This is a genomic window from Citricoccus sp. CH26A (genome assembly GCF_000224415.1).
In the GTDB taxonomy this organism is placed as follows: Bacteria; Actinomycetota; Actinomycetes; order Actinomycetales; family Micrococcaceae; genus Citricoccus.
The window spans coordinates 20150-35720 of sequence record NZ_AFXQ01000008.1; the positions used below are offsets into that span (position 1 = coordinate 20150).

12 protein-coding genes and 4 riboswitches are annotated in these 15571 nt (G+C 71.7%); of the genes, 7 read left to right on the forward strand and 5 right to left on the reverse strand.

The genetic code is table 11. The annotated features are described in order from the left end of the window. Nucleotides 1-11 precede the first annotated feature (11 nt). The 3 genes from CITRI_RS0106680 (at nucleotide 12) to CITRI_RS20170 (ending at nucleotide 3423) form a co-directional block, all read left to right on the forward strand. Nucleotides 12-1244 (forward strand): NAD(P)/FAD-dependent oxidoreductase, encoded by a 1233-nt coding sequence (locus tag CITRI_RS0106680; RefSeq protein WP_029139099.1) that lies wholly within the window; start codon nucleotides 12-14, stop codon nucleotides 1242-1244. 128 nt (nucleotides 1245-1372) lie between these two features. Next, nucleotides 1373-2761 (forward strand): NAD-dependent malic enzyme, encoded by a 1389-nt coding sequence (locus CITRI_RS0106690; RefSeq protein WP_010143909.1) that lies wholly within the window; start codon nucleotides 1373-1375, stop codon nucleotides 2759-2761. A 206-nt stretch (nucleotides 2762-2967) separates the two neighbouring features. Then, nucleotides 2968-3423, forward strand: coding sequence for a YtxH domain-containing protein (locus tag CITRI_RS20170; RefSeq protein ID WP_010143910.1), 456 nt, complete (start codon nucleotides 2968-2970; stop codon nucleotides 3421-3423). A gap of 99 nt (nucleotides 3424-3522) precedes the next feature. On the opposite strand, the gene CITRI_RS0106700 is transcribed toward CITRI_RS20170, so the two are convergent. Beyond that, on the reverse strand, nucleotides 3523-4974 hold the full coding sequence (locus CITRI_RS0106700) for an LLM class flavin-dependent oxidoreductase (protein WP_010143911.1): 1452 nt from the start codon (nucleotides 4972-4974) through the stop codon (nucleotides 3523-3525). Nucleotides 4975-4984: 10 nt separating this feature from the next. Next, a riboswitch (SAM riboswitch) is annotated at nucleotides 4985-5086 on the reverse strand. Between the two features lie 80 nt (nucleotides 5087-5166). Next, a complete protein-coding gene (locus CITRI_RS0106705) occupies nucleotides 5167-6507 on the reverse strand; it encodes an acyl-CoA dehydrogenase family protein (RefSeq protein WP_010143912.1) in 1341 nt (446 codons plus the stop codon). Between the two features lie 5 nt (nucleotides 6508-6512). Then, nucleotides 6513-6607, reverse strand: a riboswitch (SAM riboswitch). Between the two features lie 117 nt (nucleotides 6608-6724). Beyond that, nucleotides 6725-6821, forward strand: a riboswitch (SAM riboswitch). Nucleotides 6822-6830: 9 nt separating this feature from the next. Between CITRI_RS0106705 and CITRI_RS0106710 the strand changes: the two genes are divergently transcribed. From CITRI_RS0106710 to CITRI_RS0106720, 3 genes are all read left to right on the forward strand, one after another. Next, complete coding sequence (locus CITRI_RS0106710; protein ID WP_083843354.1) at nucleotides 6831-7685, forward strand: ABC transporter ATP-binding protein; 855 nt, start codon at nucleotides 6831-6833, stop codon at nucleotides 7683-7685. 144 nt (nucleotides 7686-7829) lie between these two features. Beyond that, nucleotides 7830-8846 (forward strand): aliphatic sulfonate ABC transporter substrate-binding protein, encoded by a 1017-nt coding sequence (locus tag CITRI_RS0106715; protein WP_010143914.1) that lies wholly within the window; start codon nucleotides 7830-7832, stop codon nucleotides 8844-8846. Further along, nucleotides 8843-9727 carry an ABC transporter permease gene (locus CITRI_RS0106720; protein WP_010143915.1) on the forward strand — a complete coding sequence of 295 codons (885 nt, stop codon included), beginning with the start codon at nucleotides 8843-8845 and terminating at the stop codon, nucleotides 9725-9727. The genes CITRI_RS0106715 and CITRI_RS0106720 overlap by 4 nt, the downstream gene beginning before the upstream one ends. On the opposite strand, the gene CITRI_RS0106725 is transcribed toward CITRI_RS0106720, so the two are convergent. Beyond that, on the reverse strand, nucleotides 9724-11409 hold the full coding sequence (locus CITRI_RS0106725; protein WP_010143916.1) for a sodium:proton antiporter: 1686 nt from the start codon (nucleotides 11407-11409) through the stop codon (nucleotides 9724-9726). The two genes, CITRI_RS0106720 and CITRI_RS0106725, sit on opposite strands and share 4 nt — an antisense overlap. A gap of 113 nt (nucleotides 11410-11522) precedes the next feature. Next, nucleotides 11523-11645, forward strand: a riboswitch (SAM riboswitch). A gap of 93 nt (nucleotides 11646-11738) precedes the next feature. Between CITRI_RS0106725 and CITRI_RS0106730 the strand changes: the two genes are divergently transcribed. Beyond that, on the forward strand, nucleotides 11739-13895 hold the full coding sequence (locus CITRI_RS0106730; RefSeq protein WP_083843355.1) for an AMP-binding protein: 2157 nt from the start codon (nucleotides 11739-11741) through the stop codon (nucleotides 13893-13895). Between the two features lie 26 nt (nucleotides 13896-13921). Here the strand turns inward: CITRI_RS0106730 and CITRI_RS0106735 are convergent, their stop codons facing one another. Continuing rightward, nucleotides 13922-14146 carry a hypothetical protein gene (locus tag CITRI_RS0106735; RefSeq protein ID WP_010143918.1) on the reverse strand — a complete coding sequence of 75 codons (225 nt, stop codon included), beginning with the start codon at nucleotides 14144-14146 and terminating at the stop codon, nucleotides 13922-13924. Between the two features lie 214 nt (nucleotides 14147-14360). Continuing rightward, nucleotides 14361-15509, reverse strand: a complete 1149-nt coding sequence (locus CITRI_RS16680) for a siderophore-interacting protein (RefSeq protein ID WP_010143920.1) — start codon at nucleotides 15507-15509, stop codon at nucleotides 14361-14363. Nucleotides 15510-15571 lie beyond the last annotated feature (62 nt).

A 15571-nucleotide genomic window follows, 5' to 3' on the forward strand; every position in this document is an offset into this window, starting at 1 on the left:
ACGGAGTCACGATGCCCCTTGCACCCCCAGAGCGAACCGCCGACGTCCTCGTGATCGGCGGTGGCAACGCCGGGATCTCCCTGGCCGCCCGGTTGCACCGCAAGGGCATCGCGGACATCGCCGTCGTGGAGCCCAAGTCCACGCACCACTACCGGCCGATGCTGTCCTACGTGGGTGCCGGGTTGAAGACCACGCACCAGATGTCCCGGGCCCAGCACCGCGTGATGCCCCGCGGTGTGCGATGGGTCCAGGACAGCGTCCGGGCCCTGGACCCGGTGGCACGGACCGCCACCCTGTCCACGGGCGAGCGCATCGGCTACCGGGACGTCGTGATCTGCGCGGGCTCGACCCCGGACTGGGATCACGTGCCCGGCAGCGCCGAGGCGGTGGCCGGCCCGCACGCCTCCACGAACTACACCGTGGACCTGGCCCCCAAGACCTGGGAGCTGATCCGCGGGCTGCGCCGCGGACGGGCGCTGTTCACCATCCCGGACGGCCCGGCCCCCACCCCGCAGATCGGGCAGAAGATCCTCTACCTCGCCTGTGACTACTGGCAGCGCCAGGGCGTGTTGCAGGACATCGAGGTGACCCTGCTGACGCCCACCGGGACCCTGTTCGGCCAGCCGGACGTGGACCGGGTCCTACAGCCGTGGGTGGATCGCTACGGGATCACGGTCCTGACGGACGCGCGCGTGCGCTCCATCGACGCCGGCGCCCGCCGACTGCACGCCACGGTCGACGGGACGCCCCGTGACCTGCCCTACGACCTGTTGCACCACTCCCCGGTCCACGCGGCACCGGCCTGGATCGCCGAGGCCGGACTGGGCACCGCCGCGGGCGGGGAGGCCACAGCGGGACCGGGCACGACCGCGGCCGGCTACGCGGACGTGGATCCGCACACCCTGCGCCACCGGCGGGTGCCCACCGTGTGGGCCTGCGGGGACGCGGCGGCGCTGCAGACCACCTCCTCCGGGGGCGGGCTGCGCCACCAGACCAAGGTCCTCGCCGCGAACCTGCTGGCCACCCGGGAGGGCCGCGCACCCACCGCCCGGTACGACGGCTACACAGTGACACCCGTGACCGTGCAGCGGGGGCGGGCGGTCTTCGCCGAGTACGACCGGGACAACGACCTGGCGCCCAGCATCCCCGGGGTCCCGCTGCTGGGCCCGAACCGCGCCCTCTGGTTCCTCGACCTCGAGGTCCTCCCGCGGGATTACTGGAACGTCATCCTCAGGGGTTTCTAGGGCGCGACAGCGTGACGACACACGACTGAGGAGTAGGTCTGCCCGCCGATAGACTCGGCCTCGATCAGGACTGGTCCGTCGGCCATGGAGCAGACGACCATTCGGCCCTCTCCTACGAAGGAGCTCTCATGGCAGCACCCAGCCCCGGTTATTCCATCACCCTGCAGGTCAAGGCCCCCGCGTCCTTCACTGCGACCTCCGACCTGACCGCAGAGGTGGCCGCCTCCGGTGCCGCCATCACCGGCCTGGACGTGGTGGAGTCCCACCACGAGTACATGATCGTCGCCGTCAGCTGCAACACCATCGACGCCGGCCACGCCGAGCGCGTGCGCCAGGCCCTGGACGCCCTGGACGGGACCGAGGTCCTGGAACTCTCGGACCAGACCTTCCAGCTGCACGAGGGCGGGAAGATCGAGACCACCCTGCGGGTGCCGCTGCGCACCCGCGACGACCTCTCCCGGGCCTACACCCCGGGCGTGGCCCGGGTCTGCCAGGCCATCGCCCAGGACAAGGACCTGGCCCGGCAGTACACCGTCAAGAAGAACACGGTCGCCGTGGTCACCGACGGCACCGCGGTGCTGGGCCTGGGGGACATCGGCCCCGAGGCCGCGATGCCCGTGATGGAGGGCAAGGCCGCCCTGTTCAAGCAGTTCGCTGGCGTCGACGCCTGGCCGGTGGCCCTGGACACCAAGGACACCGAGGAGATCATCTCCATCGTCAAGGCCATCGCCCCGGCCTACGGCGGCATCAACCTCGAGGACATCTCCGCCCCGCGCTGCTTCGAGATCGAGGCCCGCCTGCGCGAGGAACTGGACATCCCGGTGTTCCACGACGACCAGCACGGCACCGCCATCGTGGTACAGGCCGCGCTGACCAACGCCCTGAAGCTGACCGGCAAGAAGATCGAGGACGTGCGCATCGTCGTCTCCGGCGTCGGCGCCGCCGGCACCGCGATCATCCGCCTGCTGATGGCCTCGGGCGCCCGCCACATCGTGGCCGCCGGCCGGGCCGGGGTGATCGAGCGCGGCTCCACGCACACGGACTCCAACCGCCAGTGGCTGGCCGACAACACCAACGCCGACTCCTTCTCGGGCACGCTCAAGGAGGCCGTGGTCGGGGCCGACGTGTTCATCGGCGTCTCCGCCCCGAACCTGCTGGACGAGACGGACATCGCCGCCATGAACGACGGGGCCATGGTCTTCGCCATGTCCAACCCGGATCCCGAGGTCGACCCCGCAGCTGCCTCCAAGCACGCCGCCGTGGTGGCCACCGGCCGCTCTGACTTCCCGAACCAGATCAACAACGTGCTGGCCTTCCCCGGGTTCTTCCGCGGACTGCTCGACGCCGGAGCCTCCGACATCACCGACGAGATGCTGGTCGTGGCCGCCGAGGCCATCGCCTCCTGCATCTCCGACGAGGAGCTCAACCCCGGCTTCATCATCCCCTCGGTGTTTGACCCGGAGGTCTCCGAGCGCGTGGCCGAGGCCGTGGCGGCTGCCGCCACACCGCGTAGCTGATCCCTCTCACGGGACCGGTGGGATCTCGGGATCCCCCGTCCCGCGTCCTGGCGGCCGGCGCCACCGACCCTGGTCGGGGCGCCGGCCGCCGGCGTCTGCGGTAACCGAAGTCTGGGAACTGGCTGGGAAGTGTTTGACCGTCCGGCGGTGCGGGTGAAGACTCGAGGCATCACCCAACCGGCGGGACCCGCCACGAAGGAGACACGATGAAGCGATTGATCACCCTGGGCGTCGGCGCGGCGATCGGCTATCTGCTGGGGAGCCGCGAAGGCCGCCAGAACCTCGACAAGTTCGCGAAGAATGCGCAGAAGCTCTGGAACGACCCCAAGACCCAGGAGCAGGTCCACAAGGCTGCCTCCACCGTGAAGGACAAGGCCCCGGGCGTGGCGGACAAGGCCACCGGGCTGGCCGACAAGGCCGCTGACTCGATCCGGGACCGCGCCCCCGGCGTGGCGGACAAGGCCAGTGCCGCGGCCCACGCCGTGGCGGACAAGGCGACCGCCGCCACCCAGGACCTGGCCGACAGGGCGGGCACCAGTTCCCAGGAGTCGGGCGGCAAGCACGCCTCGGCCGGCACGTCCTCCGACACCGGTCAGCAGGGCGGCACTCCCACCCCCGGTCCGTCCCAGACCTCCGGAGGCAGCGGACCGGACCGCTACTGAGCGTCCCGTCTCCCGCGCGACAGGAGAAGACCCCGGTTCCCACCCAGGGAACCGGGGTCTTCTCGTCGTCGGGCCCTGGATGATCCGGGGCCCCGGTGGTCAGGCCTGCACGCGGTTGCGCAGCGCGAAGGAGGCCCCGTAGTGGTTCTCGGGCAGGTGGTCGCCCCGGCCGAACAGCTTGTGGCGCATGGTGCCCTCGGTGTACTCGGTCTTGTAGCGGCCCAGCTTCTGCAGTTCCGGGACCACGTACTGCACGATGTCCTCGAAGGTGCCCGGGGTGATGTGGTAAGCGAGGTTGAACCCGTCCACGTCGGTCTCGTCCTGGATGCGGGCCAGCTCCTTCGCCACGGTCTCGCCAGAGCCGATGATGACCGGGCCGAACCCGCCGACGCCGCACCACTCGGCGATGCGTCGCACCGTCCACGGGTTGCCGTCGTCCCCCGAGGCCTTCTTGAAGGTCTCGATGGTGGACTGGATGGCGTTGGACTCCACGTCGCCCAGCGGCTCGTCGAGGTCGAACTGGGACAGGTCGATGCCCATCCAGCCGCTCATCAGCACGAGGCCGCCCTCGACGTCGATGTACTTCGTGAGCTCCTCGTACTTGGCCTGCGCCTCCTCGTCGGTGGCACCCGTGACGATGGTCTGCATGGACATGATGCGGAGGTCGTACGGATCGCGGCCGGCCTCGACGGCGGCCCGGCGGAGCTTCGCCGCGGTGCCCTTGATGAGTTCAGCCGTGGGCGAGTTGATGAACACGGCCTCGGCGTGCTTGCCGGCGAATGCCCGGCCTCGCGTGGAGGCGCCTGCCTGGTAGATCACGGGGGTGCGCTGCTTCGACGGCTCGGTGAAGGCGATGCCGGGGGTCTTGAAGTACGTGCCCTCGTGCTCGATGCGGTGGACCTTGGACGGGTCGATGAAGACGCCCGACTCCTTGTCGTTGACGACCGCGTCGTCCTCCCACGAGCCCTCGAGCAGCTTGTAGACCACGTCGAGGTACTCGTCGGCGTGGTTGTAGCGCTCGTCGTGTTCCATCTGGTCCTCGTGCCCGAAGTTGCGGGCGGCCGAGGGCAGGTAACCGGTGACGACGTTCCAGCCCACGCGGCCCTCGGTGAGGTGGTCCAGCGTGGCGAGGCGGCGCGCGAACGCGTACGGGTGTTCGTAGGCGGTGCCCGCGGTGACGCCGAAGGTGAGGTGCTTGGTCACGGCGGCCATCGGCGGGACCACGAGGATCGGGTCGTTGGTGGGCACCTGGGTGCCCGCCTTCAGGGTGGCCTCGTCCGAGTTGCCGTAGACGTCGTAGGGACCCAGGACGTCGGCGATGAAGATGCCGTCGAACAGGCCCTTCTCCAGCGTCTGGGCCAGCCCCGTCCAGTACCCCAAGGTGTTGTAGTCGCGGGCATGGTCGTCCGGGTGGCGCCACAGGCCGGGGGACTGGTGGGCCACGCAGTTCATGTCGAAGGCGTTGAAGAGGATCTCACGCTGGCCGGCGGGGGTGGTCGGCACCCCGGCGGGCAGTCCGGCGGGGGTGTTCTGGGCATTCGATGACGTCATGGTGATGCTCCTTCCATCGGTCCTGGCGGTAGCACCGGTCCCGCGCCCCGGGGGCGCGTGGTGGTTGCTGCGGCGTCGACGAGCCAGGTCTCTCGGCCGCTCTGGATGGTTACCGGGCAATTGGAGCACACCGTCCGGGGCCCGGACGAATCCGGAGTCCTCCCGTGACGGAGCCCCTCGCCCGCCGCCGGGTCAGGCTGTCCCGGTGGAGAGGTACGGCACCGGCGCGGTGCCGTTGACCTCCCAGTCACCCACCATGCGGGCCATGAAGACCGCCGGGTCGTGGCTGGCCAGGGTCCGGGCGTTGCGCCAGTGCCGGTCCAGCTGCAGCTCGGTGCTCGTGGCGGAGGCGCCGAGGGTGTCGAAGAGGCGCGTGCAGGTGTCCAGGACGAGCCGGGGCACCATCACGTGCGCCCGATGGGCCGTCAGGGCGGCGCGCTGCAGGGCCTCGGCGGCAGCACCGTCGTCGCTGCCGTCACCGCCCGCGTCCGCCCCGACGGCGGCCCGCCCGCCCTGGGTGTCGCGCCCCGCGGCAGCGAGCGCCAGCGCCGTGTCCAGGTCACGCCCGGCGGCACGGACCAGTTCCTCGGCGGTGGCCTGCTGGGCGGACAGCTCGCCGATGATCCCCAGGAGCTGGTCGTCCTCCCGCGGGGTGAGCCCGCCCGCCGTGTTCGGTGACCGGCGCCGGCGCTTCGTCTGGTCGACCCCGTCCCTCAGCGCGGCCCGCCCGACCCCGGCGAGCAGGGCCATCAGGGTGGCCTCGTGGTGCAACGGCACGTGCCCGTCGGCCGGCGGCAGGGCCAGCAGCTCCTCGACGCCGGCCCGGTTGAACTCGACCGTGCCGGTACCGGTCAGCCGCTGGCCGAACCCGTCCCAGTCGTCCTTGACGAGCGTCCTCGGCTGGCGGACCCTCACGACGGCGAGCGCCAGCCGCGCGGAGTCCGGGGAGCCTCCGGTGGCGCCGGACGCCAGGTTCTGCCGGGAACGGCCGCGACGGCGCCCGGGCAGGGGAACGGCGTCGTCGAGGCGGGCCGTCGCCAGGGTCCACGTGGCGAAGATGCTGCCGGTGGTGTAGTACTTGCGGCCGCTGATCCGCAGCTGGCCGCCCTCGTCCCGGGAGACGGTCGTGTCCATCTCGCCCAGCGCCGGCCCGCGGGCCTCGGACAGCGCACTGCCGGCCAGTTCACCGTCCGCCACCCGTTCCAGCCACCTCGTGCGCAGGGCCTCGTCCGGCTGGGCGAGGACATGCTCGACGAAGCTGAGGTGGCTGCGGACCAGGTGCGCCGTGTTCGCGTCCACCGCGGCGAGGTCCATCAGCAGGCGCAGCATGTCCTCCTGACCGGCACCGGACCCCCCGGCCTCCACCGGGACGGTGAGCGCGCCGATCCCCGCCGCACGGAGCTGCTCGAGAGCGGCGAAGGGCAGGTGACGGCCAGCCTCCCGGGCCGGTTCCCCCCGGGCGATGTCCTGGAGGGCGGGGGCGAACCGCCCGGCCAGGTCCCGGTAGGTGGTGGCGTGCACGGTCGAGGTCATGGAATCTCCCATCGGTCCCGGCGGTAGCACCCGGTCCCCTGTCAAGGGCGGGTTGCTGCGGCGTCGTCGATCCGGGTCTCTCGGCCGCTCTGGATGGCTATGGCTCCATGGGAACAGCCCCGGCACCCCGACCCGCCACGATGTGACGTTTTGTGTCGAACGTCGTGCCCGCGCCGGATTGACAGGACTCCCCCGCGACCTGATTGACTGGACGCGCCAACCATCCAGAGCGGCCGAGAGATCTGGCTCCGTGACGCCGCAGCAACCCTCCGCTTCATCGCGGGCAAGGGTGCTCATGCCAGAAGCGATGGAGAGTGATCACCATGACTGCCCTTGCCGAGTTGAGCCCTGCCGGCCGCGCCCCCGCGCGGGCCCGGGGCGCCGCCACCGCCTCGGACGCACCGGAGAGCCTTGCGGTGGAGTTCCGCGGCGTCGGCCGCGCGTTCCCCACCGCCGAGGGCCCCCGGGCCGTCCTGCGGGACATCACCCTGACCGTGGAGCCCGGTGAGGTGCTGGCCATCCTCGGCGCCTCCGGTTGCGGCAAGTCCACCCTGCTGCGGGCCGCCGGCGGACTGGACACCGGCAATTCCGGGGACATCCTCATCGGTGGCGAGCCGGTCACCGCCCATGACCCACGCACCGCCGTCGGCTTCCAGGAACCGCGCCTGATGCCCTGGCGCACCCTGCACCAGAACGTGGCCCTGGGCCTGCCGCACGGCACGGGCCGCAGCGAGGGCCGGGAGCGCGTGGACGAGCTGCTCGATCTCGTCGGACTGGACGCCCACGCCGATCACCGGCCCCGCGAGGTCTCCGGCGGCATGGCCCAGCGGACCTCGCTGGCCCGGGCTCTGGCCCGGCGCCCCGGCGTGCTGCTGCTGGACGAACCGTTCGGCGCCCTGGACGCCCTGACCCGGCTGAAGATGCAGGACCTGCTCCTGGACATCCACGCCCGCACGGCCACCACCATCCTGCTGGTCACCCACGACGTGGACGAGGCACTGCAGCTGGCCGACCGGATCCTGCTGCTCGGCAAGGATCCCGGTGCCGCTCCAGGGGCCACCGCCCGCAAGGTCCTCACCGTGCCCGGGATGCGTCCGCGCCCCCGCGGCTCAGCCGAGCTGGCCGTGCTGCGCTCGGAGCTGCTCGACGGCCTCGGCGTCGACGCCCACCGGCACTGACCGCACCGGCGCTGCACCGACGGCACCGGACCCGCCGGCACTGACCGGTGTCCACGGTCCCCGGACCACCCCCTGCTCGACCCTCCCCACCCCCTTGCTCCGCCCTCCCGCCCCGTGCGATCCCCTGTCCTGAAAGGCACCACCATGCGCTCCCGACTCACGCTCTCCGCCGCGGTCCTCGCCGTCTCCGCCCTCGCCGTCACCGGGTGCGTGGCCGGGGAGGGTTCGGGCGGTGACGCCGCCCAGGCCGGTGCCCCGGCCGGCGGTGCCGACACCCTGGACATCGACTTCGCCACCTACAACCCGCTCTCCCTGGTCATCAAGGAGAAGGGCTGGCTGGAGGAGGAGCTCTCCGACGAGGGCGTCACCGTCAACTGGGTCCAGTCCGCCGGGTCCAACAAGGCCAATGAGGCGCTGCGCGCGGAGGCCGTCGACGTCGGCTCCACCGCCGGTTCCGCGGCCCTGCTGGCCCGCGCCAACGGCACCGAGATCAAGACGATCGGCCTCTACTCCCAGCCGGAGTGGGCGGCCCTGGTCACCACCGCCGACTCGGGCATCACGGAGGTCACCGACCTGGTGGGCAAGAACGTGGCCGCCACCAAGGGCACGGACCCGTACTTCTTCCTCATCCAGGCCCTCGAGGAGGCCGGAGTGGACCCGTCCGAGGTCACCGTGCAGAACCTGCAGCACGCCGACGGCAACTCCGCCCTGGCCAACGGCTCCGTGGACGCCTGGTCCGGACTGGATCCGATCATGGCCGGCGCCGAGGCCGAGGGAGCCGAGCTGTTCTACCGCAACGTGGACTTCAACACCTACGGCTTCCTCAACGCCACCGAGTCCTTCCTCGAGGAGTCCCCCGAACTGGCCCAGGCCGTGCTGGACGTCTACGAGAAGGCGCGCGCCTGGGCGCTGGAGAACCCCGAGGAGACCGCCGCGATCCTCGCCGAGGTCGCCGGTCTCGAGGAGGACGTGGCCACCACCGTCATCCAGGAGCGCTCCAACCTGGACGTGGACCCGGTCCCCGGGCAGGCCCAGCTCGACGTGCTCGAGAGGGTCGGCCCCATCCTGGTGGAGACCGGTGACGTCGCCAGCCAGGAGAACGTGGACGCCGCCCTGTCCGAGCTGCTCGAGCCCTCCTACGCCGAGAAGGCCACGCAGTGAGTGCGCCCGCGTCCCCGAACAACGTCACACCGGCCTCGGCCCCGGCGGACCTGGCCGCGGGCGAACGGAACCGGCGTGCGGCACCGGCCGGTTCCAGCCCCGGGACGCCGCGCGCCCGAGGAGCCCTGGGCACCGCGGGCGGCCGGGCCACCGTCGGGCTCCTGGTCCCGGTGCTGCTCGTGGTGCTGTGGTGGGCGGTGACCGAGGCCGGACTGTTCTCCCCGGTGCAGTTGCCCTCGCCGGCCTCCGTGGTGCAGGCGGGCGTCCAGCTGGCGGCGGACGGCCCCCTGTGGCACCACATCGCCATCTCCGTGCAGCGGGTGCTGATCGGCTTCGCGATCGGCGGCGTGCTGGGCCTGCTCGTCGGTTCCGTGCTGGGACTGTCCCGGTGGGCGGATGCCCTGTTCTCCCCGCTCACCGGGGCCATCCGCGCCGTGCCGTCCCTGGCGTGGGTGCCGCTGCTGATCCTGTGGATGGGGATCGGCGAGGACTCGAAGATCACGCTCATCGCGATCGGGGCGTTCTTCCCGATCTTCACGAACGTCTACTCGGCACTGAAGCACGTGGACCCGCACCTGGTGGAGGCCGGCCGGGCCTTCGGCTATCACGGCCTGCGCCTGTTGCGCACCGTCCAGCTGCCGGCCGTGATCCCCTCGGTGTTCTCGGGACTGCGCCTGGCCCTCGCCCAGGCATGGCTGTTCCTGGTGGCCGCCGAGCTCATCGCCTCCTCCATGGGCCTGGGCTTCCTGCTCACCGACTCGCAGAACAACGGGCGCACCGACCGGCTGATCCTGGCGATCGTCCTGCTGGCCGTGATCGGCAAGGTCACGGATGCCGTCCTGGGCCTGGTGGAGAAGTGGGCGGTGCGGCGCTGGTCCTAACCCGGGCGGGTGGCCTCCGTGTCGATGAAGTGCTGCGCGCGCTGCAGGGTGTGCGAGGAGTACGTGCCCCCGGAGCGGGCGTCCAGCAGCGCGGCCTGTTCCACCTCGACCAGCTGCCGGCGCAGCTCCCGGTACTGTTGCCGCTGGCTGTCCGGGGCCACCTCGGCCACCATCGCCGCCAGTGCCTGCGTGGCCGCCCGGCCCTCCCGTCGGGCCCGCTCCACCACGGCGGGGTCGAAGGGACTGCCGTCCTCACGGAGCAGCGTCCTGTTCTGCAGGTAGGCCTGGCGCGCGGCGATGATCTCATTGGCCAGACGGCCGATCTCCCGGCGTTGCGCCTCCTCGTCGGTTCCCTTGATGCCGAGCACCCGGATCAGCAGCGGAAGGGTGCCGCCCTGGACCACGAGCGTGAGGATGGCCACGGAGAAGGCGATCAGGATCAGTTCGGGACGGTACGGGATGTCAGCCGGGAGGGACTGGGCCGCGGCCAGGGTGATGACGCCGCGCATCCCGGACCACGCCAGCACGGCCCCGCCCCGCCAGCCGAGGCCCTGCGTGGCCAGGAAGTGCGCATCGGCACGCCACCGCCGCAACCGGGCCACCGTCCGCGGGTGGGGCGGCTCCCCGGACGCCGTGGACTCGATCGCGGCATCGAGGTTCCGCGCCAGCTGGGGGACCCGCCTCTGCCGCGCCCGGAGCACGGCGATGAGCGGCACCACGAAGGCGATGCGCACCGCGACGAGGACCGCGGTGCACAGCACGGCGATCCCGACGGCGAACCACAGCCCCCGCCCCGAGGCCTCCGCGTCCGCGACGATCGAGGTGATCTCGAAGCCCATGAGCAGGAACACGCCGTTCTCCAGCAGCAGCTGGATGGTACGCCAGTTGGTGCGGTCGGTGAGCCGGTCCGCCGCGCTGAGGCGCTGGGGTGCCTGGTGGCCGGTGAGGAGGCCTGCAGTGACCACGGCGATGACGCCCGAGGCCTGCAGGTTCTCCGCGGGCATGTACGCCAGGAACGGCACGGTCAGGGAGATCGCCGTGGTGAGGACGGGCTGCTGCCGGATCCTGGACCGGAACCAGACGGTCCCGGCGCCCACGAGGAGGCCGAGGACGATCCCGGCGCTGACGGCGTAGGCGAAGTCACCGATGGCGCCCCAGAAGGTCACGGCGCCGGCGGTGGCCGAGATAGCGGTGCGGAGCATGACCAGCGCGGTGGCGTCATTGACCAGGCCCTCCCCCTCCAGGATCATCACCAGCCGGGGCGGCAGGCCCAGTCTCTTGCCGATGGAGGTGGCCGCGACGGCGTCCGGCGGGCTGATGACCGCACCCAGGGCCACGGCGGCCGCGAGATCGATGTCCGGCAGCAGCCACCAGATCAGCCACCCCGTGGCGAAGGCGGAGGCGATCACCAGGAACACGGACAGGGCGCTGATGGTGCCGAGGTCCCGGCGGAAGTCCGTGATGGGGACGTTGACCGCCGCCGAGTAGAGGATCGGCGGCAGCGCGATCATGAGGATCCATTCCGGGTCCAGCAGGATCTGGGGCGCCCCGGGGATCATGCTGCAGCCGATGCCCACCAGGACGAGCAGGATCGGCGCCGCGACGCCGAGCCGGGGCGCGAACAGCGAGACCAGCACGATGATCAGGACACCGGCCACGGCCAGCAGTGCGATGTCCTCCATGTGCAGTCCCTGTCCGTCGGCGTCGGTGCACGTCAAAACTAGGGCATCAGGCCGGCGCGTAGCACTGCTTCACCCGTTTCGCCCCGCGGACAGGACCGGTCGTAGAGTGGAGGAGACCATCCCGAGCGGCTGAGAGATCTGGCTCCGTGACGCCGCAGCAACCCGTCCGTGATCCTGCGGTGCCCTCCCGGCACTGCAAGGACCGGACCAGGTGCTACTGCCAGATTCGATGGAAAGAAGGTTCTGTCTTGTCTGTTGCCCCGCACGCCGCTCCCACCGCCACCGCGCGCGACACCCCCGCCCACGCCCACGCCCACGCCCCCGGTGCCCTGCCCGGCCCGCTGCCGGCCGACGTCGTGGACGCCGCCGATCCCTCCGTCCACCCGGGCCGGCCCGCGGGCCTGTTGCACGGCGGGCTCGGGGACGGCCGGTCCGTGCGCGAGGAGGACCGGGCCGCGTTCTGGGACTCCGCCGCGCGGCGCCTCGACTGGGAGACGCCCTGGCACACCACCCACTCCTGGACCCCTGCCGACCCGGCCGCCGAGCGCGGCCCGGAGATCCGCTGGTTCGAGGGCGGCCGGCTGAACGTCGCGGTGAACTGCGTGGACCGGCACGTGGCCGCCGGCCGCGGGGAGAAGGTGGCCCTGTACTTCGAGGGCGAGCCCGGTGACCGCCGCGCCGTGACCTACGCCCAGCTCCAGCGCAAGGTCAGCCAGGCCGCCAACGCCCTGCTGGAACTGGGCATCGGCAAGGGCGACCGCGTGGTGGTCTACCTGCCGGTGCTCGTGGAGACGATCGTCATCACCCTGGCCTGCGCGCGGATCGGCGCGGTGCACTCGCTGGTGTTCGGCGGCTTCTCCGCCGAGGCGCTGCGCTTCCGCGTGGAGGACACCGGCGCGAAGTTGCTGGTCACCTCCGAGGGCCAGTACCGCCGCGGCCAGGCCGTGCCCGTCAAGGACAATGCGGACGAGGCCGTCTCCGGCCAGAACCAGATCGAGCACGTGCTGGTGCTCAACCGCACCGGCCACACCGAGGTCGGGGACGGCCCGGGCCAGATCAGCTGGACCGAGGGCCGGGACGTGTGGTGGCACGAGATCGTGGACCGCCAGCCGGAGACCCACACACCGGAGTACTTCGACGCCGAGACCCCGCTGTTCATCATGTACACCTCGGGCACCACCGGACAGCCCAAGGGTCTCGTGCACACCTCGGGCGGTTACCTCACCCAGGCCTCCTGGTCCTATGACTACCTGTTCTCCCATCCGGACGTGTCCGAGCGGGAGAAGGACGTGCACTGGTGCACCGCCGATCTCGCCTGGGTCACCGCGCACACCTACGAGATCTACGGACCGCTGTCCAACGGCGTCACCGAGGTCATCTACGAGGGCGTGCCGAACGCCCCGCACCCGGGCCGGCACTTCGAGGTCATCGAGCGCTACGGCGTCACCTCCTACTACACCGCTCCCACCCTGGTCCGGTCGTTGATGGGCTGGTTCCCCGAGGGCATCCCCGCGGGGCACGACCTCTCCTCGATCCGCCTGGTCGGCACCGTGGGCGAGGCCGTCAACCCGGAGGCGTGGGCCTGGGCCCGCACCCAGATCGGCCGCTCGCACCTGGACGTGCTGGACGCCCGGCTCCAGGCCGAGACCGGCGACGACGACGCGCGGGTCCCCCGCGACGGTTCCGTGGGCGTGCCCATGGTGGACACCTGGTGGCAGTCCGAGACCGGTGCCACCGTGCTCTCCCCGCGCCAGACGGACGAGCGGTTCAAGCCCGGGTGCGGCTCCCGCCCGCTGCCCGGGGTGGACGTGGCCGTGGTGGACGACGCCGGGGCGCCCGTGGCCGCCGGGCTGCAGGGCAAGGTCGTGGTCACCCGCACCGGCCCGGCCATGGCCCGCACCGTGTGGGGCAACCCGAGGCGCTACTTCACCTCGTACTGGAAGGACTACGCCGGGCAGGGCTGGTTCCTGGCCGGCGACGGTGGCAAGGTCGACGAGGACGGGGACACCTGGATCCTCGGCCGCATCGACGACGTCATCAACATCTCCGGACACCGCCTATCCACCATCGAGATCGAGTCAGCGCTCGTGTCCCACCCCGAAGTGGTCGAGGCCGGGGTCTGCCCCGTTCCGGACGCGAAGACCGGGCACGCCGCCGTGGCCTTCGTGGTGGCCCGGGCGGGCTTCGGGGACGACTCCGTGCCTGCCGGCACCGGGGCCGGGCCTGCCTCCGATGCCGCCGAGGAGCTGCGCCGGCACGTCGGCCGGGTCATCGGGCCGGTGGCCAAGCCACGCGAGGTCGTCTTCGTGCCCGACGTCCCCAAGACCCGCTCCGGCAAGATCATGCGCCGCCTGCTGACCCAGCTCTACGAGGGCACCGCCCTGGGCGACACCACCTCCCTGCAGAACGAGCCCTGCGTCGGCCAGATCGCCGAGGTCATGGGCCGTCGGTCGCCGCACCGCCCGGCCGCCGCGCAGGACGGCTGACCCCGGACCGTCGCGACGGTCGCGGCTCAGGACGATGCGGCCCCGTGCCGGTCACAGGCCGGGTCCACCACGGCCACCTGGACGGGGTTCACGATGAGCCGGATGCACCCACAGGGGTCCGTCGACGTGGTCTCCGGGTTGCCCTCGGCGCCGTAGGGCCGGAGCGGGGCGAGGGTCTTGCACAGGCAGAAGTAGTCCCGGTGCGGGGTGCCCGTCCGGCACTTCATGGTGATGGTCTTGGCATCGAGCATGGCAGCGGCTCCAGGGTGTGCAGTCAACGGGCTGGGTGAGACCGGTGCTGTCATCGACCATGGCTGCCCGGGGGTCCTCACAGCCTAGAAATCGGGGCACCCCGCTGGTAGTGGACGTTCGTCCACTACTTTCCGGTAGAGGGCCTTCCGGGCGGCACCATTGGACAGGTCCGGGCGCTGGGCGCGGCGCCCGGGCAGCCCCGGGCCCAGGGGGTCAGTCCCCCGACGAGCCGCGGCTCCAGTACGAGGACAGCGAGAGCATCCGCCGGTCCACGCCCCGGTCCTCCAGCAGGTGCCGCCGCAGGGACTTCACGGCGGCCTTCTCCCCGTGCACGAAGGCCTGTACCCGTCCCGGAGGCCACTCCATGGCCTGGACGGCGCCGGGCAACGGTGACGGGACGTGCTCTCCCAGTCCCCGGTGCAGCCAGCTCACCTCCACCCCCTGGGGCGCCTCGAGCTCCCACTCGTCGGCCGGGCCGGGGACCTCGATGAGGGCCGCCCCCACGGCATCGGCCGGCAGGGCGGCCAGGGCCGCGGAGATCGCCGGCAGTGCCGCGGTGTCCCCCACGAGGAGGTGCCAGTCGGCCCGCGGGTCCGGGGCGTACTTGCCCCCCGGGCCCGAGAACGCGACCCTGTCCCCCACCCGGGCCGTCGCGGCCCAGGGCCCGGCGACGCCCGAGTCCCCGTGGACCACGAAGTCGATGACGAGGGTCCGGGCGTCGGGGTCCACGGAGTGCACCGTGTAGGTCCGCCGGACCGGGCGCTGGTGTCTCGGCAGGGTCTTGCGCAGGACCTGGAGGTCATAGGGCGGCTGCAGGCGGAGCGCGGGGTCCACGAACAGGATCTTGACGTACTTGTCCGTGTAGGCGTTGTCCCGGAAGTCCTCGAAGCCGTCACCGCCCAAGGTCAGACGCTGGACGTGCTCGCCGATCCGCTCCGTGGCCACCACCTCCAGGACGACCTGCCGGCGGCCTCGCCGTTCCCGGCCGTGGTCCACCCCGTCCGGACGCGGTTCCCCCTCGCGCCGCGACCTAGTCTCCGGGAGGCGGTCGTCATACCGGTGGCGGCCGTACGTCCCATGATGTTCGCGATACTTGCGGTGATGGCCGTGCTCACGGCGTCCCTTGGGGTCCTGCCCCGCCCGGAGGCGTGCCGCCTTCAGCGCGTACTTGGCCGCCTTGTACTCGTACTTGGCCACGGAGTACCGCTCCGCTGCGACGCGGTGGCGTTCCACCGCAGACGCGAGGTCCGCCTCCGCGGCACCGGGGGTGCCGGTTCCGTCACCGGCACCGGTGCCGGTAGCGGCATCCGCGGGCACCCGGCCGCCGTCGTGCCTGTGCGGCGTGCCGTGGTCGCTGCCCATGCCATGTCTCCTCGACTGCGTTCTGTCCTGCGTCGCACCAGGCTGACTCGTGCAGACCAGTG